General features: G+C 62.4%; 17 protein-coding genes. 7 read left to right on the top strand and 10 right to left on the bottom strand.

The window, feature by feature from the left end; all coding sequences use genetic code 11:
* The 3 genes from CNQ84_RS11900 to CNQ84_RS11910 all read left to right on the top strand — a co-directional run.
* A partial coding sequence (locus CNQ84_RS11900; protein WP_165771284.1) for an MMPL family transporter occupies positions 1–758 on the top strand: 758 nt, incomplete at its 5' end.
* A 230-nt stretch (positions 759–988) separates the two neighbouring features.
* Positions 989–2113: a WD40/YVTN/BNR-like repeat-containing protein gene (locus CNQ84_RS11905; RefSeq protein WP_096005091.1), complete on the top strand. Its 1125-nt coding sequence runs from the start codon at positions 989–991 to the stop codon at positions 2111–2113.
* A gap of 24 nt (positions 2114–2137) precedes the next feature.
* Positions 2138–4492, top strand: a complete 2355-nt coding sequence (locus tag CNQ84_RS11910) for an efflux RND transporter permease subunit (RefSeq protein ID WP_096005092.1) — start codon at positions 2138–2140, stop codon at positions 4490–4492.
* A gap of 546 nt (positions 4493–5038) precedes the next feature.
* On the opposite strand, the gene CNQ84_RS11915 is transcribed toward CNQ84_RS11910, so the two are convergent.
* From CNQ84_RS11915 to CNQ84_RS11940, 6 genes are read right to left on the bottom strand one after another with little or no spacing between them, the layout of a single operon-like run.
* Positions 5039–6700 (bottom strand): BatD family protein, encoded by a 1662-nt coding sequence (locus CNQ84_RS11915; protein ID WP_165771285.1) that lies wholly within the window; start codon positions 6698–6700, stop codon positions 5039–5041.
* On the bottom strand, positions 6700–8508 hold the full coding sequence (locus CNQ84_RS11920; RefSeq protein WP_165771286.1) for a vWA domain-containing protein: 1809 nt from the start codon (positions 8506–8508) through the stop codon (positions 6700–6702). The genes CNQ84_RS11915 and CNQ84_RS11920 overlap by 1 nt, the downstream gene beginning before the upstream one ends.
* Positions 8501–9496 carry a vWA domain-containing protein gene (locus tag CNQ84_RS11925; protein WP_096005095.1) on the bottom strand — a complete coding sequence of 332 codons (996 nt, stop codon included), beginning with the start codon at positions 9494–9496 and terminating at the stop codon, positions 8501–8503. The genes CNQ84_RS11920 and CNQ84_RS11925 overlap by 8 nt, the downstream gene beginning before the upstream one ends.
* Positions 9489–9950, bottom strand: coding sequence for a DUF4381 domain-containing protein (locus CNQ84_RS11930; RefSeq protein WP_096005096.1), 462 nt, complete (start codon positions 9948–9950; stop codon positions 9489–9491). Before CNQ84_RS11930 ends, CNQ84_RS11925 begins: the two co-directional genes overlap by 8 nt.
* Positions 9947–10897: a DUF58 domain-containing protein gene (locus tag CNQ84_RS11935; protein WP_096005097.1), complete on the bottom strand. Its 951-nt coding sequence runs from the start codon at positions 10895–10897 to the stop codon at positions 9947–9949. Before CNQ84_RS11935 ends, CNQ84_RS11930 begins: the two co-directional genes overlap by 4 nt.
* Positions 10898–10902: 5 nt before the next feature.
* Entirely contained in the window at positions 10903–11862 is a 960-nt protein-coding gene (locus CNQ84_RS11940) for an AAA family ATPase (RefSeq protein ID WP_096005098.1), read from the bottom strand.
* A gap of 155 nt (positions 11863–12017) precedes the next feature.
* Here CNQ84_RS11940 and CNQ84_RS11945 point away from each other — a divergent pair, with 155 nt between their 5' ends.
* From CNQ84_RS11945 to CNQ84_RS11955, 3 genes are all read left to right on the top strand, one after another.
* Positions 12018–16886: an NAD-glutamate dehydrogenase gene (locus tag CNQ84_RS11945; protein WP_096005099.1), complete on the top strand. Its 4869-nt coding sequence runs from the start codon at positions 12018–12020 to the stop codon at positions 16884–16886.
* A gap of 91 nt (positions 16887–16977) precedes the next feature.
* On the top strand, positions 16978–17202 hold the full coding sequence (locus tag CNQ84_RS11950) for a DUF2835 domain-containing protein (RefSeq protein ID WP_096005100.1): 225 nt from the start codon (positions 16978–16980) through the stop codon (positions 17200–17202).
* A 44-nt stretch (positions 17203–17246) separates the two neighbouring features.
* A complete protein-coding gene (locus tag CNQ84_RS11955) occupies positions 17247–18272 on the top strand; it encodes a quinone-dependent dihydroorotate dehydrogenase (RefSeq protein WP_096005101.1) in 1026 nt (341 codons plus the stop codon).
* Between the two features lie 98 nt (positions 18273–18370).
* Here the strand turns inward: CNQ84_RS11955 and rmf are convergent, their stop codons facing one another.
* On the bottom strand, positions 18371–18586 hold the full coding sequence (rmf, locus tag CNQ84_RS11960; RefSeq protein WP_083724237.1) for a ribosome modulation factor: 216 nt from the start codon (positions 18584–18586) through the stop codon (positions 18371–18373).
* 265 nt (positions 18587–18851) lie between these two features.
* On the opposite strand from rmf, the gene rlmKL reads away from it, so the two are divergent.
* Positions 18852–21023: a bifunctional 23S rRNA (guanine(2069)-N(7))-methyltransferase RlmK/23S rRNA (guanine(2445)-N(2))-methyltransferase RlmL gene (gene rlmKL, locus CNQ84_RS11965; RefSeq protein ID WP_096005102.1), complete on the top strand. Its 2172-nt coding sequence runs from the start codon at positions 18852–18854 to the stop codon at positions 21021–21023.
* A 58-nt stretch (positions 21024–21081) separates the two neighbouring features.
* Here rlmKL and dacB read toward each other — a convergent pair whose 3' ends face one another.
* From dacB to CNQ84_RS11980, 3 genes are all read right to left on the bottom strand, one after another.
* Positions 21082–22554, bottom strand: a complete 1473-nt coding sequence (dacB, locus tag CNQ84_RS11970) for a D-alanyl-D-alanine carboxypeptidase/D-alanyl-D-alanine endopeptidase (RefSeq protein ID WP_245841362.1) — start codon at positions 22552–22554, stop codon at positions 21082–21084.
* 120 nt (positions 22555–22674) lie between these two features.
* A complete protein-coding gene (locus CNQ84_RS11975) occupies positions 22675–23796 on the bottom strand; it encodes a PDC sensor domain-containing protein (protein ID WP_096005103.1) in 1122 nt (373 codons plus the stop codon).
* Positions 23797–23860: 64 nt separating this feature from the next.
* Positions 23861–24649 (bottom strand): TatD family hydrolase, encoded by a 789-nt coding sequence (locus CNQ84_RS11980; protein ID WP_096005104.1) that lies wholly within the window; start codon positions 24647–24649, stop codon positions 23861–23863.
* Positions 24650–24667 lie beyond the last annotated feature (18 nt).

Below are 24667 nucleotides of genomic sequence, written 5' to 3' on the forward strand. Positions count from 1 at the left end.
GCCTGTCGCGTAACCAGGACGTACTGAACAACGCCATCAGCCGCGCGCCATCCGGCATGTTCAACGCGGCCTGTTCGCTGGCGCCGGTGATGATCTTCCTGGATGACCACAAAGCCGACACCCTGACCCGCGCCACCGATGCGGTCAAGGAGTTCGCGGCCGAGTACAACACCGACGATATGACCTTCAAGCTGGCTGCAGGCAACGCCGGTATCGAAGCGGCCACCAACGAGATCATTTCCAGCTCGGAGGCGACCATCCTGGTGTTGGTGTATATCTGGGTAGGCGTGATGTGCATGATCACCTTCCGCTCGCTGCCGGCAACCATCTGCATCGTGCTGCCGCTGGTCCTTACCTCGGTGATGGGGAACGCGCTGATGGCCTTCCTCGGCATTGGCATGAAGGTGGCAACGCTGCCGGTGATCGCGTTGGGTGTAGGTATTGGTGTGGACTACGGCATCTACATCTACAGCCGCCTGGAGACCTTCCTGCGTCAGGGTATGCCGCTGCAGGAGGCGTACTACGAGACCCTGCGCTCGACGGGTAAGGCGGTACTCTTTACCGGCCTGTGTCTGGCGATCGGCGTAGCGACCTGGATTTTCTCGGCTATCAAGTTCCAGGCCGACATGGGGTTGATGCTGACCTTCATGTTCCTGGTCAACATGATCGGTGCGATGCTGCTGCTGCCGGCACTGGCGCGCTTCCTGATCAACCCGGAGAAGGTCCGCCGCTCCAAGGGCAGCAAGCTGTCTCACTGAGGCACATTGCTGCGCTGCAGGGCCCGCCAGATCGGCGGGCCTTGTTGTTTTTGGGCAGGTTAAAGTGCGATTACCGGGACAATATTGCAGCTAAAAGTGGTGATTCCGCATCAATATTGTGATTAACAAAAGATAACCGTCAGCCGTTGGCGCTGGCCCCCTTGCCTCGTTACCATGATCTACTCAGCGCACCAGCGCAGAAGATTGATAACAATAAGGGGGATTGGTGTATGCGTGAGCCCACTCGTCGGCGCACTCAAACGACTCTGCCGGCCGTGTCCGGCCACCGGGCGCAGTTACGCAAACTGTTCTTTTCAATTCGCATGCTGTCTGCTGCCAGTCTCAGTGCCGCACTCTGTGCTGCACCGGTAGCGCTCGCTGCTGACACCGTTGCCGAGGCACCCAAACCGGCTGTCAAATCCGAGCTGGCCAGTCACACGCTGCTGCTCGATGTCGCTGCCGCGGGTGATCGCCTGGTCGCTGTGGGTAGCCGTGGCCATATCGTCTATTCAGATGACCAGGGTGCCAGCTGGACTCAGGCCGAGGTTCCGGCCCGTCAACTGCTGACCTCGGTTTTCTTCGTCGATGCCAACAACGGCTGGGCGGTAGGCCATGACTCCGTCATCCTGCACACCTCGGATGCCGGCACGAACTGGGAGATGCAATACCGCGACCCCGAGCTGGACATGCCTGAAGATCCCAACGGCCCCGGCCTGCTGGAACGCCCCCTGATGGACGTCTGGTTCCGTGATGCCAGCACCGGGTTCGCCTTTGGTGCCTACGGCATCTATCTGCGCACCGATGATGGCGGCGAGACCTGGGAAGACCTGTCTTTCGACATCGACAACCCCGATGGCTTCCACTACAACGCGGTCACTCCGGTGAAAGGCGCCGGCCTGTTCCTGGCTGGTGAAATGGGCACCCTGTATCGCTCGCCTGATTACGGCGACACCTGGGAAACCCTGCAGAACTCTCCCTACGATGGCACCTGGTTCGGCGCTGCCGGCAACGGTGAGGCCAGCCAGGTGCTGGTCTGGGGCCTGCGCGGCAACATGTTCCGCTCTACCGACTTTGGCGACAGCTGGGAGCAGGTCGAGCTTCATACACCGAATAACGGTCCGCTGGAAGCCACGCTGCTTGGCGGCACCCTGTCTGCCGGCGACAGCCTGGCAGTGGTCGGTGCCGGCGGCGTAGTGCTGACCAGCAACAACCACGGTGAGAGCTTCGACGTGGCTGTACGCCCCGACCGCGTAGCGCTGGCAACCGCCAAGTATCTGCCTGATGGCCAGATGCTGCTGGTCGGTCAGCACGGTGTGGTCAAGGCATCCCCCAAGGGTCTGCCCAACATTCAATAAGAATTAGCTGCCAGGAGAGTCTGGATGTCCAAGCATCATCAGGAGACGAGCGCTCCCTTTGTGGAGCGGTTGATCTTCAATAACCGCATTGTCGTATTGCTACTGTTTTCGCTGCTGACCCTGTTCTTCGGGTATCAGGCCGCGCAGGTTAAGCCCGACACCAGCTTCGAGAAGATGATTCCTCTCAAGCACCCCTACATCGCCAACATGATCGAGCACCAGAATGATCTGCCGAACCTCGGCAACACCATTCGTATTGCGGTGGCGATCAAGGACGGCGACATCTTCTCCACCGAGTACATGGAAACCCTCAAGCGCATCAACGATGAGGTGTTCTTCCTGCCGGGTGTAGACCGTTCCAACCTGCGTTCGCTGTGGACGCCGAATGTGCGCTGGACCGAGGTGACCGAGTACGGCTTTGACGGCGGCCCGGTGGCCAATCGTCCGGCGTACCTGAGTGAAGCGGATCTGGACGAGCTGCGGGAAAACGTACTCAAGTCCGGTGAAATCGGTCGTCTGGTGGCGAACAACTTCAAGTCGACCATCATCGACATCCCGCTGCAGGAAGCCTATCCCAACCCGGAAAACCAGGGTGAGCTGATCCAGCTGGATTACGGCGATTTCTCGCGTCAGCTGGAAGAGAAGATTCGTACCGAGTTCCAGGGCGAAAACCCGAACATCCAGATCCACATTGTCGGTTTTGCCAAGAAGGTCGGTGACCTGATCGACGGCATCATCAAGGTGGTGATGTTCTTCGGTGCTGCGCTGCTGATCACCTTCGTGCTGCTGCTGATCTTTACCCGCTGCTTCAAGAGCTCGCTGACGACACTGGTTTGCTCGGTGATTGCAGTGGTATGGCAGCTTGGTTTGCTGCGCACGCTTGGCTTTGGTCTGGACCCGTACTCGATTCTGGTGCCGTTCCTGGTGTTCGCCATCGGTATCTCTCACGGTGTGCAGATCATCAATGGTATGGCGATCGAATACACCGGGGCCGACGACGCGCAAACCGCTGCCCGCCGAGCCTTCCGTGCGTTGTACATTCCGGGCATCGTGGCGCTGATCTCTGACGCCGTGGGTTTTGTGACCCTGCTGCTGATCGAGATCGAGGTTATTCGCGAGCTGGGTATCGCGGCCTCTGTCGGTGTGGGTGTGATCATCCTGACCAACCTGATGCTGCTGCCGATTCTGATGTCCTACATCGGTATCAGCCGCGGCGCTGTTGAGCGTAACCGTAACCTGGCCAACCGTCCGCAGAAGCTGTGGCTGACGATCTCGCGCTTTGCCCACCCGACCGTCGCGCCGATCTCCATTGTGCTGGCCATTGGTGCCTTTGCCTTCGGTATCTACCACGGCAAGAACGTCGCCATCGGTGACCTTGATCCGGGTGCGCCGGAGCTGCGTGCCGACTCGCGTTACAACCTCGACAACCAGTTCATCATCGAAAACTACTCCACCAGCTCCGATATTCTGGTGGTCATGGTCAAGACGCCGGCAGAGCGCTGCTCCGCCTACGAGACCATGGAAGCCATCGATCAGCTGGAGTGGCGCATGAACAACCTGGACGGCGTGCAATCAGCAGTATCGCTGGTGACCGTCGCCAAACAGGTGATCATGGGTAACAACGAGGGCAACCTGAAGTGGCAGACCCTGTCGCGCAACCAGGACAATCTGAACAACGCCATCAGCCGCGCGCCGTCTGGCATGTTCAACTCGGCCTGTTCGCTGGCACCGGTCATGATCTTCCTGGATGACCACAAGGCCGAAACCCTGCAGCGCGCAACCGCCGCAGTGGAAGAGTTTGCTGCCGAGTACAACACCGACGACATGCAGTTCCTGCTGGCGGCCGGTAACGCCGGTATCGAAGCGGCGACCAACGTCGTGATCGAAGCGTCGCAGACCAAAATGCTGCTGACCGTGTACGCGGTGGTGATCCTGATGTGTCTGATCACCTTCCGTTCGATCCGTGCGGTGCTGTGTATCATCATCCCGCTGGCGTTGACCTCGGTGCTGGCCAACGCACTGATGGCCTTCCTCGGCATTGGTGTGAAGGTAGCAACCCTGCCGGTAATCGCCTTGGGTGTGGGTATCGGGGTGGACTACGGCATCTATATCTACAGCCGTCTGGAAACCTATCTGCGTCAGGGCCTGCCGCTGCAGGAAGCCTACTATGAAACCCTGAAGACCACGGGTAAGGCAGTGACCTTCACCGGCTTTACCCTGGCCATCGGTGTTGCCACCTGGATCTTCTCCGCGATCAAGTTCCAGGCTGACATGGGTATCCTGCTGACCTTTATGTTCCTGTGGAACATGTTCGGCGCCCTGTGGCTGCTGCCGGCGCTGGCTCGCTTCTTGATCCGTCCGGACAAGCTGCGTAGCTGAGTGAATTGAGCTGCACAAAAAAACCGCCTTCGGGCGGTTTTTTTGTGGGCGATATTTAGGGGGCGGTACGGAGTTTCAGGGTGCGTGTGCTGCTTGGCGCGTCAATGGGGTGGTGGAGTGTGCACCCGGGGTTCGTCCCGTTTACGCGGGCGAGTAGCGCAGGGCTGGCGGGAAAAAGGACGGCAGCCTGTTTGAGGAGCGTAGCGACGAGTTCTGCCGGCCCCCGTCAGACCGAGCAACGCAGCGAACCCGAAGGGCCGCGTAGTCGGGTGCCCGGGGGGATTGCCAAGGGGGGCTGGGCAAGCAGCCCCCCTTGGCTCGCCGTGAAGGCGAAAAGAGGACAAGACGGCAGCGCGTCCGCGACTTGAGCAACCAGAGACAATACGTGAAAACGGCTTGCCAGAAACTGACTGTTCCGGCTTGCCATCGTAGAGGTATGAAAGAGCCTTGCTAGAGCCGGTGTTCAATGCGTGGTTTGAAATGTTTTCGACGCTGGAGCAATGCCAGGCAGCCGTTCAGAGCCGCTGTTGTGCGGATAACCAACGCTCACACATCCGGATACAACGGCTCAATCCCGCCTTCGCCGAGGGCTTCGGCTTCGCGCTGGCGGGTCTGGGTGACTTTGCGGACTGCGCGCCAGAGGGTTTTGCCGCGCCAGGTGCTGTCGATCTGGCCGAACAGGCAGGCGTTGAGTTCGTCTAGCGCGTCGGCCAGCACCGGGTAGGCGTGGCTGAGGGCGATCAGGTCGCTGTCCTGACGCCTGGCCCAGTGTTCCAGTGCCTTGCGGGCGTCGGCAGGGCGGTTGTGGCGGCAGGCGGTCTGCAGGTCGGCCAGCGGATTGTCGGGCTGGTCGCTTTCCAGGCTGACGCTGTCTTCGTCCAGTTGCTGCAACGCATTGAGTTCGCGGCGGGCAGTGCGCAGCAGATGCAGCGCGGCGAGCAGAGCGCAGAACAGCACCGCGCTGAGCAGTTGCCACGGCCAGTGGGGGGAAGCATCTGCGCCCGGGGGCAGGTTCCAGTCCGGCGGTGGTGGCGGGGCGGTGCCGTTGCCGCGTACGTTCAGTTGTACGGCGGCCAGTTCGGAGGTTTCCAGTTGATCTGTCTGGGTGTTCCACCACTGGACTCGGATCGCAGGGATCTCGAAGCGGCCGGCATGACGGGTGACGACTGCAGAGCTTTCCTGACGCAGGCCAAGAATGCCAGCGTCGGACAGCTGATTCTCCAACTGCGGCTGGTCACTGTACTGACGCAGATCGTCGTCGCTGCCACTTAGGGCGCTGAGTTCCGGCAACTGGCTGGCGGTGAGGCCGTCGGCCTGGATCGACAGGGTACGGGTCAGCGGCTCGCCGCGTTGCAGTTCTTGGCTGGGGTCGGGCTGCCAGTTCTGGCTCAGGCGCACCTGACGCGCCGGCAGCCATGGCGTGTCGGCGGGATAGCTGTCCGGTACAGGGCGCACCTCCAGCTGCAGGCTGGGTGAGCGCAGCTGCACAAAACGGGCATTGTGGCCGCTGCCACTGCTACCTGCCTCGCGGGGCTGCAGGGCGGTCGCGCTGAAGAGTTGTGAGGGAATTTCCAACGGACCGCTGCGCTGCGGGTAGATGGCGTAGCGAATTTCGATGACGCCGTGTACCACGCCATCGAGCGTGCGTTCGTAGGTTTTCGGCGCGCTCAGCGCCTCGACCCGGGCATCGGGGATATCCAGCCCGCTGAGGGTAGAGTCATCGTACAGCGAGACCGAATGGAAGATACGCAGGGTCAGCAGCACCTGAGCCTGAACATAAGGGGTGAGGGTGTCGACCTCGGCATCGATAAACACGGGTGCCTGGTTGGCAGGATCGGCGTTGGCCAGTTGTTCGGCAGTGAGCACGCGCAGGCTGACGGGCTCGCTATGGTCGCCGCGCAGGGTCAGGGGCGGGATGACGACAAAGCCGCTCCGTAACGGCCGCAACTCGATGACCCAGCGGGTGACCGGCACGGTGCGGCCGTTGATCTGGCTGACCAGACTCAGGCGACGGTTGCCGAGCACATCAAAGTGTTCGTACAGTGGTGTCAGATCGAGTTGGTCGTCGCGGCTGGCCAGGGTGCTTTCCAGCGTCAGCTCAAGGGTCTGTTCCGGCTCCAGCTGAGTGCGGTTGACGCTTGCCTGCAGCGCCGCCTGCAGCGGCGCGCTGGCGCATAACAGCACGAGGATGAGAAACAGCTGGCGCATTATCGTGGGCGTCCGTCCGGTTGTTGCAGGTGCTGATAGAGAAACTTGCGGCGCAGCAGTTCTGCCGGGTTGTCGTGAATATCGCGCAACCATTGTTGCACAGCCTGCTGCTGTTCTATCTCATGTCGACTGCTACCGCCACCGATGCTGCCGCTTTCACTGCTACTGGCGCTGCTGTCGTCAGGGCTGTTGACCAGCTCACCCGACAAGGCTGCGCCCTGTTCGCCTGGCTGGCCGGTGTCGCTGCCGCCTTGCCCTGTTGCGCTGTTGCTGGCGGCGCTGCTGTTGTCAACGGCCTCCGGGTTGGGGTTTTGCGGGCCTGCGTTGGCGTTGGACTCGGGCTGGCCGTCCTCGGCGCTGCCGGTCTGGTCTGGCTCGCCGTCGCTGCCGGCGCCTGACTGCTCGCTGCCCGAGGCGCTAGAGGCGTCAGCCTGGTCCTCAAGACTGGCCAGATAGGCTTCAACCAATTGGCGGTTGTGACGGGCGGCGGTGTGGTCCGGCGCCTGGGTAAGGGCGGCCTCAAAGGCCTGGAGGGCGGCCCGGTAGTCTTCGGCGAGTGCCAGTGCCGTGCCCTGACTGAAGTGGTAGTTGGCGTTGCTCGGCTCTGCGCTGGCGAGCGCCCCCCAGGCGTCCGCGGCGGCCTGGTAATCACCGCTTTGCAACAATGCCCAAGCGCGCCACTGCGGATCTTCAAAGCGGCTGGCGGCTTCAGCGCTTTTGCCTTCTTGCAGCAGCCGGCTGGCCTGCTGGTCCGGCCGTTGCCACAAATCCTGCCAGCTCATGGCGCTGGCCGGTGGCGGCAGCCATAGCGCCACCAGCAACACCAGCAACCACCCGCGGCGCGCGCCCAGGGCTGCCAGCGGCAACAGCAATAGCAGCAGCCAGTGTCCCTGATCCTGCCGTTGCACGGCCGCGGGGCCGCTGGTGGACTGGCTGTCGGGCGCTGAGAGTAAGTGTTGCAGATCGCTGTCGTCGGCGCTTAGCCGGCGATAGTCGCCGCCCTCGGTGCGGGCGAAGGCGAGCATTGCCGACTCATCCAGGCGCGGTAGCATGATGCGACCCTGTTCGTCGCGCATGAAGCCGCCCTCGGCCAGTGGAATGGGCGCGCCGTCGGCCGTGCCGATGCCGATCACCCGCAGCGCATTGCCCAGTTCCCGCCGGGCAGAGGATGCCAAGGCGTTATCCGCGTCTTCAATGCCGCTGGTCAGCAGCAGCACCTGTGTGCGGCTGTCACCGCGCGAGGCGCGCATGTCTGCGGCCAGCTGCAGGGCCTGATCGAGCTGCTGACCACGGACCGGCATGATGTCAGGGTGCAGCGCGTCGAGCAGGTTGCTCAGGGTCTCGTGGTCGCGGGTCAGCGGCGCAACCAGGTGTGCGCTGCCGGCGTAGGCAATCAGCGCCACACGCCGGTCCGGGTAGGTGCGCAGCAGGTCGCGAATCTTACGCTTGGCCTGCTCCAGGCGAGTCGGTGGCAGGTCATTGGAGAGCATGCTGCGCGAGACCTGCAGCACGATGATCAGGCTGCCGCTGTCCTCGCGTCGCTGGGTGTTGTCTGCCTCCCACGCTGGCCCGGCGAGGATCAGCAAGGCCAGCGTCCAGACGCTGGCCAGCAACAGATAGCGGCCAAGGTAGTGGCGACCGCTGTGCTGCTGCAGCAGTACGCGCCGCAGGTTGGCTGGCAGCAGCGCATCCCAGCCTGAGTGCTGACGCCGGTGGCGGTACAGATACCAGCACAGCAGCAACGCCGGGGCGATGCCGAGTAACCACAGTGGGCGCAGGAAGGTAAAGGGCAGCAGCAATTCAGGCATGCAGCCTCCGGCGCATCGGCCGGCTGCTCCACAAGGCACTGAGCAGCAAGGCGGCCGCGAGCGGCCAGGGATACAGCGGCTGAGCTTCGCGGCTGCTGCGGTCTGCCCGCTGGCTGGGTTCGAGCTGCTCGATACGCTCCAGCATCTGCTCCAGCGAGGTTTCATCACTGACCCGGAAGTAGGCGCCGCCGGTCAGCTGGGCGATTTCCTGCAGGCTGGCCTCGTCCAGGTCGCTGGCGGGGTCGGTATTACCCTCCAGTATGCTCAACAGGTCGGACTGACCGCTGGCCTGAGCGCCGACGCCAACAGTAAATATACGGATCTGCTCCTTGGCAGCGACCCTGGCAGCCTGGATCGGCGACATGCCTCCGGCCGTGTTGGCGCCGTCGGTCACCAGCAGCAGCACTCGGCTATTGGCCGGCTGGGCGCTGAGTCGCTTGATCGCCAGGCCGATGGCGTCACCGATCGCGGTGTCCCGGCCGGCCAGGCCGATAAAGGCTTCATTCAACCACAGGCTGACGCTATCGAGGTCGTAGGTCAGTGGTGACTGCACGTAAGCCTTGCTGCCAAACAGAATCAGTCCGAGGCGGTCGCCGCTGCGTTGGGCGATGAACTCGCTGAGCCAGTGTTTGACCACGCTGAGGCGGTCGCTGGCGGCGCCTTCGAGCTGCAGGTCACGGGTATCCATGCTGGCGGAAAGATCGATGGCCAGCATCATGTCGCGGCCGCTGCTCAGCGGTGGCAGTGGCGCGCCCAGTAACTGAGGGCGCGCCAAGGCACACAGCAGTAACAGCCAGATCAGGATTAGCGGCGCGGCATTGCGCGTTGTTCGCCCCAGCGGTTCCTGCTCCGCCTGAAGTCGCTTGAGACGTGGCATAAAGGCGATCTGCAGCGCGCGGGCCGGGCGCTCGGCCGGTGGCAACAACCAGCGCACTATCCATGGCAGAGGTGCAAGCAGGAGGGCGGCGGGCCAGGCGAACTCAAGCATGGTTGTACCTGATCCAGCGCAGCAGCTCGCGCTGCAGGCTGCGTCGTTGCCGGGGGCTGAGCTCCAGTTCCGCCTGGTAGAGGGCCTGACCAAGCGGCGCCAGCAAGTCGCTGCGGGGGCGGGGATAATGACGGCAGAGATAGTCGATCCAGGCCTGTCCGTACAGGCGGGTGGCAGCCACCTCGCCGCGCGCTTTGAGATGCCGTTTCAGCTGGGTATTGAGGGCGGCCAGCCAATCCTGGTCCGGCAGGTTGTCGCTTACCTCCCAGATGATGCGCTGGGCCTTGAGGCGGTGGCGCTGCCGTTTGCGGTTGAGCAGCAGCAGTAGTGGAACCAACACTACAAGAGTGACCAGCAGGGCGGCCAGCAACAGCCAGCCGGGGGCTGGTGGCCACCAGCTGATCGGCGGCGGTGCGCCCGGCATCAGCAGGCTGCCTTGCAATGCGCTGCTCATGCGCCGACCGCACGCGATGAGCCGCTCAGCGTGTCGCGCAGCTGCTCGTGGGCTGGTTGCCGCGTGTCCAGCGGCAGCAGGCTGCAGCGCAGGCGTCGCGCCAGCCGCAGCCAGGCCTGGCGCTGCGCGATGAACTGGTTGGCGTATCCCTCGCGCACGTTGTCCTGTTGCGTGTCGAGGGTCAGGTGGCGCTCGCCCTGGACAAAATCCAGCGGACCAAAGCGGGGCAACTCGGCGTCCAGCGGATCAAACACCGGCAGCAGAATCAGATCATTGTGTCCGGCCAGCGGCACCAGCAGGCTCTGATTGAGCCCCTCGATAGCGGCGTGATCACAGACGATATAGAGAATGCTGCCCGGACGAATAATCTCGCGGCTGTGGCGCAGCGCCATGTTCAACGGCTCGTTACTCGGCTCGGACGGATCCTGTGATTCGGGCGTCAGTGCCTGGTTGGCATCGACCAGCAACTGCAACAGCTTGAGCAGCGCCTGGCGATCGCGCCGGGGACGCACTTCGTGGCACTCGCGGCTGCCAAACACCATGCCGCCCACCCGGTCGTGATGCGCCAGCGCGGTCCAGGCGATAAGTGCGCAGGTTTCGGCGGCCAGCACCGATTTGAAGCAGCGCTGGCTGCCAAAAAACAGCCTCGGGCTCTGCTCCCCGATCAGAAACACCGGACGCTCGCGCTCCTCGTTAAATACCTTGGTATGTACCTTTTGGCTGCGTGCGGTAACGCGCCAGTCGATGTTGCGGATATCGTCACCGGGCAGATAGGCACGTACCTGATCAAAGTCCACACCGCGGCCGCGCAGGCGAGAGTTCTGCTGGCCGGTCTGCCGACTGTTGCGTACCGGCCGGCTGAACAGCGGCAGCTCGTGACAGTGTCTGCGGGTGGCAAGCAGACTCTCCAGCGTGCTGTGGATGGCCGGGTCGGTTGCAGCACTCATGGCGTTCAGACCACCGGCACCGAGTCGATCAGCAGGTTGATCGCCTGATCGCTGTCGATGCCTGCCGCTTCGGCTTCAAAGCTCAGCAGCACGCGGTGACGCAGTACGTCGTGGGCGATGGCCTGCACGTCTTCGGGGCTGACAAAGTCGCGCCCGGCCAACCAGGCATGGGCACGGGCACAGCGATCCAGGGCGATGGTGCCGCGCGGGCTGGCACCCATCTCCAGCCATTCGGCCAGCTGCGGGTTGTACTGGTCAGGGCGGCGGGTGGCCATCACCAGCTGGATCAGGTACTCCTCCACCGCGTCTGCCATGAATAGTTCAAGCACTTCCTGCCGGGCTGCGAGAATGCACTCTTGGCTGATACGCTCGGCGATACGCGGTTCCTCGCCGCGCGCCTCGCCTCGGGCCAGTTGCAGGATTTGGCGTTCCAGCGCTGCATCGGGAAAGCCGATACGGACATGCATCAGAAAGCGGTCGAGTTGCGCTTCGGGCAGCGGATAGGTGCCTTCCTGTTCGATCGGGTTCTGGGTGGCCATCACCATGAACAGCTCCGGCAGACCATAGGTTTCGCGGCCGATACTGACTTGCCGCTCGGCCATCGCCTCAAGCAGGGCCGATTGCACTTTCGCTGGTGCCCGGTTGATCTCGTCGGCCAGCACCAGATGGTGAAAGATGGGACCCTGCTGGAAACTGAACGTGGCGGTTTCCGGATGGTAGACCTCGGTGCCGGTGATGTCGGCGGGCAGCAGGTCGGGGGTGAACTGAATGCGGTGGAAGTCCGCCTCGATGCCCTCGGACAGCGCTTTGATCGCCTTGGTCTTGGCCAGGCCGGGAGCGCCTTCGACCAGTACGTGACCGCCGGCCAACAAGCTGATAAGCATGCGATCGATCAGATGTTCCTGACCAAAAATGTGTTGGCCCATAAAGGCTTTCAACTGCAGCAGGGAATCCCGGTGGGTCATGTGGTGTCCGTTGTTCTGAGGCACGGGCTGGAATCAGTGGATGTCACTGTAACGAAAAGCCCTTGGTCTAGACTATCCTCACAGACAAAAAACAGTGCGCCCGCAAGGGCCCAAGCCGCCGGTTCAATACACCCAATCCCTAGGAGGGAGGCAAGATGGCGCTGATTACGGCCAGTTCCAAGCAGGCGTTTATCGAGCAATTGCAGGTCCGTTTGCAGGATCTGGTTCCAGGTTGCGACCACAATGCCGTGGCGCAGTTTTGCAGCCAGTTCTTTGGTATCGCCACGCTGGCAGAGCTGGAGGTTCGACAGGATGCAGACCTGCTGGGCTGTACTCTGTCTGCCTGGCGCTTTGTGCAGCAGATGCCGGGGGGCGACGTGAAGTTGCGCGTGTTCAACCCCGACACCGAGCAGCATGGCTGGCAAAGTACGCACAGCATCGTCGAGGTGCTGCACCGCGACTTGCCGTTTCTGGTCGATTCGGTGCGTATGGAACTGACCCGGCAGGGCTATGCCATTCACAACCTGTACAACAGCATTGTGCATGTCGAACGCGACCAGAGCGGCAATCTCAAGAAGCTGCTGGCGCCGGGTGCGCAGGCCGCCGATGCCCGCGCTGAGTCGGTCATGTACATCGAGATCGACCGCGCGACCAACGCCTCCGACCTGAGCGCGCTGCAGAGCGGCCTGCTGGCCGCGCTGGATAACGTGCGTGCCACCGTGCAGGATTTTGCTGCGATGCGTGAGCGGGTACAGGCGCTGATCAGCCAGCTCAACAGCCGTCGCAAGCAATACTTCCCGCGCGACGAGCGGGCGGAGGCCGTCGCCTTTCTGGAATGGCTGCTGGATGATCATTTCACCTTCCTGGGTTACGAGTGCTTCGCCATCAACGAAGGCTTGCCCGAGCAGCGCCTTGGTCTGCGCACCGACGCCAGTCTTGGCGCACTGGCACTGAATCCGCGTGACGAGAATCTCCAGGGCCTGCCGGAGACCGTCACGGCCTATCTGCAGGCGCCGCTGCTGCTGTCCTTCGCCAAGGCCTCTCAGCTGAGCCGCGTACACCGACCGGCTTATCCGGATTATGTCTCGGTGCGTGAGGTGGACGCCGACGGCAATGTGCTGCTGGAACATCGCTTCATGGGGTTGTACACCTCGCGGGTGTATTCCGCGCTGGTCGATCATATCCCTCATGTGCGGCGCAAGGTGGCGCATGTGCGCGAGGTGTCCGGCTTTATCCCGCGCAGTCACCTGGCCAAGGAGCTGGAGCAGGTGCTGCAGGTGCTACCGCGCGATGACCTGTTCCAGACGCCGGTCGACGAACTGGCGCAAACCGCGATCGCCATCGTGCAGATGCAGGAGCGCAACCAGATTCGGGTGTTCCTGCGCCGCGGCAACTATGGGCGCTTCTACTATTGCCTTGCCTTTGTGCCGCGGGATATCTACTCCACGGATATCCGTCGCACCATTCAGGAGGTGCTGACGCGCCGCGTGGAAGCCAGTGAAAGCGAATTCTGGACCTACTTTTCCGAATCCACCCTGGCGCGCACCCAGTTCATCCTGCGCGTTGACCCGACCAAAACCCTGGATATCGACCCCGTGAAAATTGAACAGGAAGTGGTGCGCGCTTGCCGCAACTGGCAGGACGAGTTTCGTGATCGCCTGCTGGAGAGCCTCGGTGAGGCGCGCGCGACCGATGTGCTGGCGCATCTGGGCGATGGTTTTCCGCCGGGTTACAGCGATCGCTTCACCCCGGCTACAGGGGTGGTCGATCTGCAGACGTTGCTGGGCCTGAGCGAGGCCGAGCCGCTGGCCATGAGCTTTTACCAGCCATTGGCGCAGAAGCCGGGCGTACTGCATTGCAAGCTGTACCACTTGAATGAATCGCTGCCACTGTCGGACGTGATCCCAGTGCTGGAAAACCTCGGTCTGCGGGTGTTGGGCGAGTTTCCGTTCCGCGTGGTACAGGCTGACGGCACGCAGTTCTGGATTCATGACTTTGAGTTCACCTTTGGCGCCGGCGCCTCGCTGGATATTCAGGAGACCAACGCGCTATTTCGCGATGCCTTTGCTGCGGTCTGGTCGGGGCAGGCAGAGAATGACGCGTTCAACCGGCTGGTACTGCTGGCCGGGTTACCCTGGCGCGATGTGGCGCTGTTGCGCGCCTATGCGCGTTACCTCAAGCAGATTCGCCTGGGCTTTGAGCTGCCCTACATTGCCAGCACGTTAGTCGCGCACGCGGATATCGCCCGGGAACTGGTGCGGCTGTTTCGCACCCGTTTCTATCTGGCACGCAAGCTCAGCGCCGATGACCTGGCGGACATGCAAGGCAAACTGGAGAAGGCGATTCTGGGTGCGCTGGATGACGTCGCGGTGCTCAACGAAGACCGTATCCTGCGGCGCTACCTGGATCTGATCAAAGCCACGCTGCGCACCAACTTTTATCAAAATGACGATGAAGGTGAGGCGCGCGAGTACCTGAGCCTCAAATTTGACCCGACGCAGATTCCGGAGCTGCCGCTGCCGCGTCCAATGTTCGAAATATTCGTGTATTCGCCGCGTGTCGAGGGCGTGCACCTGCGCGGCGGTAAGGTCGCCCGGGGCGGGCTGCGCTGGTCCGACCGCGAAGAGGATTACCGCACCGAAGTGCTGGGGCTGGTCAAGGCCCAGCAGGTGAAGAACGCGGTAATTGTGCCGGTTGGCGCCAAGGGTGGTTTTGTCCCGCGCCGGTTGCCGCTCGGCGGCAGCCGTGATGAGGTGCAGCAGGAAGCGATTGCCTGCTACCGGCTGTTTATCCAGGGCTTGCTGGATATCACCGATAATCTGGTCGATGGCAAGGTGGTGCCGCCGGCCAACGTGGTGCGCCATGACGGCGACGATCCCTATCTGGTGGTGGCGGCCGACAAGGGCACGGCGACTTTCTCCGATATCGCCAACGACATTGCTGCCGGTTACGGTTTCTGGCTGGGCGATGCCTTTGCCTCCGGTGGCTCTGCCGGCTATGACCACAAGAAGATGGGGATTACCGCGCGTGGCGCCTGGGTATCAGTACAGCGGCATTTCCGCGAGCTGGGGCTGAATGTGCAGACTGATCCGATCAGCGTGATTGGTATCGGCGATATGGCCGGTGACGTGTTCGGCAATGGCCTGCTGCAATCGCGCAGCCTGAAGCTGGTGGCGGCGTTCAACCATCAGCATATCTTTATCGACCCCGATCCGGACCCGGAAACCAGCTATCAGGAGCGTGAGCGCCTGTTTGCGCTGCCGCGCTCCAGCTGGACGGACTATGACAGCAGCCTGATCTCCGAAGGCGGCGGGGTATTCGCCCGCAGCCTCAAGCAGATTACGCTCTCCCCGCAGATGCGCGAATGCTTTGGCATCGAGGCCGAACGCCTGACGCCCACCGAGCTGATTCATCAGTTGCTCAAGGCGCCGGTAGACCTGATCTGGAACGGCGGCATTGGCACCTACGTCAAGGGCAGCATGGAGACCCACGCGGATGTGGGGGACAAGGCCAACGATGCGCTGCGCGTCAACGGCCGCGACCTGCGCTGCCGTGTGGTGGGTGAGGGCGGCAATCTGGGCCTGACCCAGCTGGGCCGTATCGAGTTTTGCCTGGCCGGCGGGGCGCTCAATACCGACTTTATCGACAATGCCGGCGGTGTCGACTGCTCCGACCATGAGGTCAATATCAAGATTCTGCTCAACGAGGTGGTCGCCGCCCAGGACATGACCGCCAAGCAGCGCAACACCTTGCTGGCCAGCATGACCGATGCAGTTGCTGACCTGGTACTGGCCAACAACTACAAGCAGACCCAGGCGATCAGTCTGGCGCAGCGCCAGGCAGCGCAGACGATGGGCGAGTACCAGCGCTTTATCAGCGCCATGGAGAGCAGCGGCAAGCTCAATCGTGCGCTGGAGTTCATTCCGGATGATGAGCAGCTGGCAGAGCGCAAGGCCAACGGCAAGGGGTTGACCCGTGCCGAGCTGTCGGTGCTGATTTCCTACTCCAAGGCGGACCTGAAAGAAGCGCTGGTTGCCTCCGACGTGCCCGAGGATCCGTACCTGGCGCGCGAGCTGGAGACGGCCTTTCCGCAGGTGCTGCTCAAACGGCATGCCAAGGCGCTGGCGAGCCACCGTCTGCACCGGGAAATCGTATCCACCCAGTTGGCCAACAACCTGGTCAACCACATGGGGATTACCTTCTTGCGTCGGCTGGTGCAGTCGACCGGTGCCAGCATCAGCGATGTCGCCCGCGCCTGGGTCGTGGCGCGGGACGTGTTTCATCTGCAGACCCACTTTGCTGGTATCGAGGCGCTGGATCATCAGGTGGCCGCCGAGGTGCAGCTGGAACTGATGGACGAGTTGATGCGTCTTGGGCGTCGTGCCAGCCGCTGGTTTATTCGCAACCGTCGATCCCAGCTGCTGCCGGAGCGCGAGGTAGAACACTTTGCACCGTGCGTCGAGACCCTGGCCAAACGCTTTGACCAGTTGCTTGAAGGTGAGGTGCGCGAACTCTGGGAAGCGCGCTTCAATCGCTATGTCGAGGCGGGCGTGCCGGAGGCCATCGCCCGGGTCGTGGCCGGTACCGGTCACGCCTACACGCTGCTCGGTATCGTTGAAGCGGCCGATGCAACCGGGCAGAATGCCGAGCGCGTGGCGCAGGTGTTCTTTGCTCTTGGCAGTCAGCTGCACTTGCCGTGGTTCAGCCAGCAGGTCAACAGCCTGCCGGTCGACAATCACTGGCAGGCGCTGGCCCGCGAAAGTTACCGAGACGACCTGGACTGGCAGGTCCGCAGCATGACCGTTGCTGCCCTGCAAGGTGGCGATGACGGGCAGCCGGTAGACACGCTGGTAGCCGACTGGATCAGCCGCAATCAGGCGTTGGTACAGCGCTGGCAGGCGATGCTGGCTGAACTGCGCAGCGTTGGCGCCGGTGACTACGCCATTGTGGCTGTGGCCATGCGTGAGTTGCTGGATCTGGCGCAGCACGCGCGTCACCATGGTGGCGAGGGCAGCGGCGACTGAGTACGCGTTGCTTCCTGTCCAGCGCAGCACATGATGCCGGGCGCCAGTCGTCCGGTGTCTCGCTTCAATAATTACTGTGACAGAAGGCAGCATGCAACAACTTATTCTCGACCTGGCGCTGCCCGCAGAGCGTTACCTGGCCTGGTACCAGGGCCGCGCCGAGCGGGTCAGCATGCTCAGTCGTGATGGCCGGCGAGTCAGCCTGCCGGCCCATCACCTGCGACCCTTTCTTACCCATCAGGGCGTATACGGCAGCTTTGTGCTGCAGTTCACCGACGACGGCAAGCTGATCAAGCTCGAACGTCTGGCGGACTGATCAGGTATACTCTGCAGCCTGATTTTTCTGCTCCGGATGCCGCCATGTACGATTTGCTTCGCTCGCTGATGTTTCGCCTGCCCGCAGAAACCTCCCATGACCTCGCACTGGACATGATTGGTGCCGCTGGCCGCCTGCGCCTTGCCGACAAGCTGGTGCGCCCGGTGCCGTCGCAGCCGGTTCAGGTGATGGGGCTGACCTTTGACAACCCGGTGGGGCTGGCGGCCGGTCTGGACAAGAATGCGGTTGCCGTGGATGGCCTGGCCGCCATGGGTTTTGGCTCCATTGAAGTGGGCACCGTGACCCCGCGTCCGCAGCCGGGCAACCCCAAGCCGCGCTTGTTTCGTCTGACCGAGCAGCTGGCGATCATCAACCGTTTCGGTTTCAACAACCAGGGCGTGGATGCCCTGCTTGAACGCCTGGACGGGACGCGTTACCAGGGCGTGCTGGGCATCAATATCGGCAAGAACGCGGTAACCCCGGTCGAGAACGCCGTGGATGATTACCTGTACTGCCTGCGCAAGGTTTACGACCGCGCCAGTTACGTCACGGTCAACCTGTCGTCGCCCAACACGCCCGGCCTGCGCACGCTGCAATACGGCGAGGCGCTCAAGGTTCTGCTCGGGCAGATCAAGCAGTGTCAGCAGCAGTTGGCGACGGATCGCGGGCGCTATGTGCCCATCGCCATCAAGATTGCCCCGGACATGACGGCTGAAGAAGTGGCGCTGGTCGGTGCAACCTTGCTGGAAGAAGGCATGGATGCAGTGATTGCCACCAATACCACCCTTGATCGCAGCGCGGTAGCAGACTCGCCCTACGCCGAAGAGGCAGGCGGGTTGTCGGGTGCGCCGCTGACGGATATGTCTACCGAGGTCATCCGGCTGCTGGCGGATGAGCTGAAAGGCCGCATGCCGATCATCGGCGTGGGCGGCATCTTCAGTGGCGCCGATGCGGCAGACAAGATCGCCGCAGGGGCGAGTCTGGTGCAGCTTTACAGCGGCTTTATCTACCGTGGGCCGGAGCTGGTGCGCGAGTGCGCTGATGCGATTGCGGTGATGCCCGGACGCTGAAAATGGAAGCCCCCGCAGAGCGGGGGCTGGATGGGCCCAGTTGGGCCCGGCGCTGTGGGCGAGCGCCTTGGGGAAAAATAAACTCGGTGGTGGCGGCCTTAGCCGACGGCGTGCATCTCGTTCAGGCGATGTACTCCCGAGATGCCGGTATATCCATCCCAACGGTCCGCGCGGCCTTCACGCCAGCCGTTGATCCAATTCTGGCGGGTAGAGGGGTTGTTAAAAGGGCAGGTGTCCTGAGATTTGCCACTCACTCCATGCTGGTAACCGCGTTGAAATGCTCGTTCCATCGGATCACGCTTGAGTCTTCTCATAAGTTGGCGTCCTCGCTTGCTATGACAGGGTCGGAACGATCAGAGTCGCTCCGCTATCGGATGCGCAGCCATGGATCGGCTACGCTGCATGGAGACCGGGAAAAAGGGTTGTCTGGCCCGGCTCCGAATACTGTCTCACCGCTAACGTCATACCCTGTTGTACCCTATCGCAGGCGAGCACTTCAAAGACCGATTTGGCATACCTTTAGGCATTGGTTAGCTGCCACTGAAATATAAACGTCATCGTTATCCGGAAATCAACGACATGCGCGAGATCCTTGAATTTTTTGTTACCTGTCCAAAAGGCGTTGAGGGGCTGTTGCGTGACGAAGTGCTCGCTTTGGGCGCCGAGTCCGCCAAGGAAACCGTCGCCGGCGTGTCGGTCCAGGGGGACATCGAGCTGGGCTATCGGCTGTGCCTCTGGTCGCGTCTGGGTAATCGTGTGCTGCTGGTGCTCAAGCGTTTTCTCGCGGGCACCGCCGAGGACCTATACGCCGGCGTGCAGATGATCGACTGGCGTGACCACCTGGCCGTGGATGGCACCCTGGCCATCGATTTCACCGGTAGCCTGGCCGGCGTCGACAATACCCACTTTGGCGCACTCAAGGTCAAGGACGCTGTGGTGGACCAATTGCGTCGCCCCGATGGCAGTCGTCCCGGCGTCGACAAGGTACGCCCGGATTTGCGCATCAATGTGCATTGCCATCGTGGCGAGGTGCAGCTGGCGCTCGACCTGTCCGGCGCCAGTCTGCACCAGCGGGGTTATCGCTTGCAGCAGGGCGCAGCGCCGCTGAAGGAGAACCTGGCCGCGGCGATTCTGATCCGCGCTGGCTGGCCGGCGCTGGCCGAGGCGGGCGGGGCACTCACCGATCCGATGTGCGGCTCGGGTACCTTTTTGGTCGAAGCTGCCCTGATGGCCGCCGATGTGGCGCCCAACCTGCAGCGTGAGTACTGGGGCTTCAGCCGTTGGCAGCAGCACGTGCCGGTGCTGTGGCAGAAGGTGCTGACCGAGGCGCGTGAGCGCGCCGAGCGCGGCCTGGCGCGGCCTCCGCTGTGGATTCGCGGCTATGAGGCTGACCCGCGGCTGTTGCAACCGGTGCGCAACAACATCCAGCGCGCAGGTGTTGGCGAGTGGGTAAAGGTCTATCAGGGGGAACTGGCGACCTTTGCACCCAACCCTGACCGCGGACAGCAGGGCCTGGTGGTCTGTAATCCGCCCTATGGCGAGCGCCTGGGGACGACGGCCAGTCTGGTTTATCTCTATCAAAAGCTGGGCGAGGTACTGCGTCAGCAGTGCCAGGGCTGGCAGGCGGCGATCTTTACCGGCAATGCCGAACTCGGCAAGCGTATGGGCATTCGCAGTCACAAACAGTACAACCTGTTTAACGGTGCCTTGCCGTGCAAACTGTTGCTGATGAACCTGGAAAGCGAGCGTTTTGTCACCAAGGCTGCAGAGCCGTCGGCGGGCGGGCAGACGCCGGTAGAAACGGCACGTCTCAGCGAGTCGGCGCAGATGTTTGCCAATCGCCTGAAAAAGAACCTGAAAACCCTGGGTAAATGGGCGCGTCAGCAGGGCATCGAGTGCTACCGCGTGTATGACGCGGATATGCCGGAGTTTGCTGTAGCCGTGGATCTGTACGGTGATCGGGTGCACGTGCAGGAGTACGCGCCACCGTCATCGATCAGCGAAGACAAGGCCGAGGCCCGCCTGCAGGACGTAATGGCCGCGCTGCCGCAGGTACTGGGTGTGGCGCCCGAGCATATCGCCCTGAAGCAACGTCAGCGGCAATCGGGCAAACAGCAGTATCAGCGTATGGCCCAGCAAGGCGAGTTTTTCGAGGTGCGCGAGGGGCAGGTGCGGCTGCTGGTCAATCTGACCGATTACCTGGACACCGGCCTGTTTCTGGATCATCGCCCGATGCGTCTGCGTATCGCGGCCGAAGCCAAGGGTAAGCGTTTTCTCAATCTGTTTTGCTACACCGCCACGGCGACGGTACATGCCGCCGCTGCCGGGGCGCGCTCAACCACCAGTGTTGACCTGTCCAACACCTACCTGGACTGGGCGCGTCGTAACCTGTCGTTGAACGGCCTGTCTGACCTACATCGGCTGGAGCGTGCGGATGTGATGGCGTGGCTGGAGTCGGCGCGCGGGCAGCAGTTCGATCTGATCTTTATTGACCCGCCGACCTTCTCCAACTCGAAAAAGCTCGAAGGGGTGTTCGATGTGCAGCGTGATCACCCGCGCCTGCTCGAATTGGCGATGAAGCTGCTGGCGCCGGGTGGCGTGCTGTACTTCTCCAATAACTTCCGGCGTTTCCGCATGGACCCGGCGGTGGAGGCGCGCTATCTGGTAGAGGACATCTCGGCGCAGACGCTGGATCGTGATTTCCAGCGCAACAGCCGTATCCACCGCACCTGGCAGATCAGTAACCGCTGATTGATTTGCTCGGCGCGACGAGGAATTAAAAACGCCCCTGAATGGGGCGTTTTTTGGCTTACTGCGCGGTCGCGATATCCGTTGGTACGCGCCGGTAGACGTCCTGTAAAACCAGATCCAGCGCCTGGCCGCTGGCCCCGGCACTGACGTGGTTGACGATCGCGGTCACCGCCCAACTCTGGCCGTTGGCGTCGCGGGTGATGCCGGCGATGGCCTTCACGTTACGCAGTGAACCTGTCTTGATATGTGCCTGACCTGCCACCGGGGTATTGCGCAGGCGCCGGCGCATGGTGCCGTCCATGGCCGCCAGCGGCATGGAAGCAATGAACTCTGCACGATACGGGCTCTGCCAGGCCTGGGCCAGCAGTTGTGCCATGTCACGCGCAGTCAGGCGCTCCATGCGTGACAGCCCTGAACCGTTCTCCATCACCAGCGCGTTGGCCTGGATACCTTTGCCGCGCAGCCATTCGTTGATTACGCGCACGGCGGCCTTGTGGTCGTCGCGGTCGGTGGCAATGCGGTTTTCACGGCCGATGGTCAGAAACAGCTGCCGGGCCATGGTGTTGTTGCTCCACTTGTTGATGTCGCGTACCACATCAACCAGATCAGGCGACCAGCTTTGCGCCACCAGCCGAGAGCTGGCCGGAGCGCGGCCAATCTGGGTGCCGCCCTGGATAGTGCCGCCCATCTCCTGCCACAGCGTGCGCAGGGTGCTGGCGGTGTAGGTGGTGGCGGTCAGTGCGGTCAGATAGCGTTGGGCAATGCAGTTCTCATGCAGGTTGCCGGTCAGGGTAATGGTGGCCTGATAGCCCTCATCCTGAATGTCATAGGCTACGTTGGGGCGCGGGCAGTTGCTGGTGGCTGGCAGCAGGGTCAGTTGATTGACCACCTTGACCTCTGGCAATGCCGGTTCAACGTTCACGCGAATACCGTTTTGTTCGCCGTAGCTGCTGACTACCAGCACCTTGAGGTTGGTCAGCAGCGGGTCGGGCTCAACCAGAAACGGACGGTTCTGGTTGCCACTGTCGTCGATAAACGGCGGGATATCGTTAGGCAGACGCAGGTCCGCCGGTTGCAGCACCAGGTCGCCGGTAATATCGCGAATGCCGGCGGCCTTAAGATCGCGCAGCATCAGCCACATGCGCTCCAGCGTCAGCTTGGGGTCGCCGCCGCTGCGGAAGATCAGGTCACCCTGCAGGGTGCCATTGACCACCGGGCCGTCAACAAACAGATCGCTGCGCCATTGATGGGTAGGGCCGAGAATTTCCAGCGCCGCGTAGGTGGTTACCAGCTTCATGGTAGAGGCGGGGTTGACCGGGGTATCGGCGTTAATGAACTGGGCCATGCCCTGGCCTTCCAGCGGAATGACTGCCAGGGCGACGGCGTCAGATGGGATTTTGGCGGACTGCAGGGCGCTTTCTACGCGGGCGGGCAGGGTGCCGCTGTCGGCGGCGTGCAATGGGGTAGTGACAGCAGACACGGCCAGCATGGGCATCAGGCACAGAAGGGCGCGTGCAACGGCATTGGGCATGGTGGGGCAGCTCCCTGAGCAAGTTGGCTGGAGGTAGAACCGCTTTCCTGTCAGTCCTTATTTTTACGCATCATCACTTAAATAGAGGGTTGGGTCGAGAGCTTAAAGTAAACTCTCGGATTAGCGGTCACGTCGCAAGCGCCAGGAGAACAGCCAGGTGACGCCCAGCAGGCTCAGGCACGCAGCCATCGACAGCCAGAAGCCCTGGCGGCGCAGTCGATAGGCGTCACTCAGCAGTTCGGCTTCGGGCACCAGCACGGCCAGATAACTATCGGGTGAGCCGGGTATGCCGATGCGCTGCTGCTGAATGATCCAGCGCTGGCCCTCCAATTCACGGATGGTCTGGCGCTGCAACTGATAGCCCTCCTGGGCGATGGTCGCCAGCAGGGTGCTGCCCAGTTCCTGAAAGCGGCGCGGCTCCAGGGTATTGCTGCCCTGGACTGTGTGCTGCAGCCGCTGCGGATCGTGGTAGGCAATGACGACACCATCACCGGTATAGAGGATCAGCTCCGAGGAAGGGGTCACGCGTTGCTGGTTGAGGGTGCGCGAGAGCCGCTCAAGGGTGAGGTCTGCGCCCAGTACCGCGCGGTCGCTGGCTCCGCGTGCCAGGGTAGTGCCAAATTCCCGGGTAGAAAAGAACACGTAGGGTGTGGTGACCAGTTGTTGGTCTGCCCGGTTGGCGGCGGCGTACCAGGGCCGCTGGCGCGGATCGAAGCCCTCGTCGGTAGCCATGCGCGCCTCGATTACCTTCAGGTCGGCATTGAGGAAGAGATAGCTATTGTGCCGGAGGCCGTCATCGTTGCCGATGTGCCAGGCCATCCAGACGGCGCGCTCGGGTGCGGCAAAGCGCTGCTGGCTGCCTGAGTTGATCAGCGGGCGCAGCATCAGGTAGTCGCCGTCTTGCCAGCCGATGTAGACCGAGTTGAGCTGGGGGTTATCGCGCAGTACCTGGGCCAGAAGGGGGAAATAGTTTAGCCGTTCGGCCAGGCTGTCGGTCTGAATCAGCGGGCTCAGGCTGAGCAGGTTGAGTGCCTGCATCGGCGGGCGATAAACGTTGTCCAGTTCTCGGCCAACCTGTTGCACGACGCGCTCGAACAGTTTGGAGCCGTCGTTGCGCATCACCTTGCTGAGTTGCTCGTAGTGAAACAGGCTCAGCAGCAAGCCAAGCAAAAGAACGGCGATGACGCCCAGAACCAGGGCGAGGATGGGCCTGTACTGCGGTATACCGGGTGTGTTGGGCATGGCTGTCCTTTGACTGCATCCGTGCGAAGACCCAGCCAATATAGCCTAAGAACGCGGTGTTTTCTTATGGCAGCTCGAACAGGGCGCGTGCGGCCCGGCAGCTGCTGTCACTCAGGGTCTGCAGCGATTCGTTGCGGCACTGGGCAACCATGCTGGCAACCTCGGCAATAAAGGCCGGTTCATTGCGACGATTCTTGGGCTTGGGCGACAGGGTGCGTGGCAGCAGCCAGGGGGCGTCGGTTTCCAGCAGCAGGCGGTTGGGGGGTATGTCACGCACCAGCGAATGCAGGTGAGTGCCGCGGCGCTCGTCGCAGATCCAGCCGGTTATGCCGATGTGCAGATCCAGGTCTAGGTAGGCGTAAAGCGCGTCGCGCTCGGCAGTGAAACAGTGCACCACTGCGCCGCTGAGTTGGTCGCGATAGTCGCGCAGTACGGCGAGCAGGGTGTCGCTGGCCTCGCGTTCGTGCAGAAAGACCGGCAGCTGAGTGTCAACGGCGACCGCCAGTTGCTCCTCCAGTGCCCGGATCTGCGCCGGTCGTGGGGAAAAGTCGCGGTTGAAGTCCAGCCCGCATTCGCCCACCGCGCGCACCGCAGGCTCTGCACACAGGGCAGTGAGTTGCCGGCTGCTGTCCGCAGTCCAGTGGCGAGCTTCGTGAGGGTGTACGCCGGCAGTGGTGAACAGCCGTTGCGGCTGTTCGGCGCACAGGGCGAGCAGGCTGTCGGCCTGCTCAAGGGAGGTCATGGTCAGCAGCATCTGGCTGACATTGGCCTGCCAGGCCCGCTCCAGCACCGCTTCGCGGTCCTGGGCAAAGGCCTTGTCGGTCAGGTTGACGCCGATATCAATCCATTCCATCTGCCGCCGACTCCGTGA

The organism is Pseudomonas abyssi (assembly GCF_002307495.1).
In the GTDB taxonomy this organism is placed as follows: domain Bacteria; phylum Pseudomonadota; class Gammaproteobacteria; order Pseudomonadales; family Pseudomonadaceae; genus Halopseudomonas; species Halopseudomonas abyssi.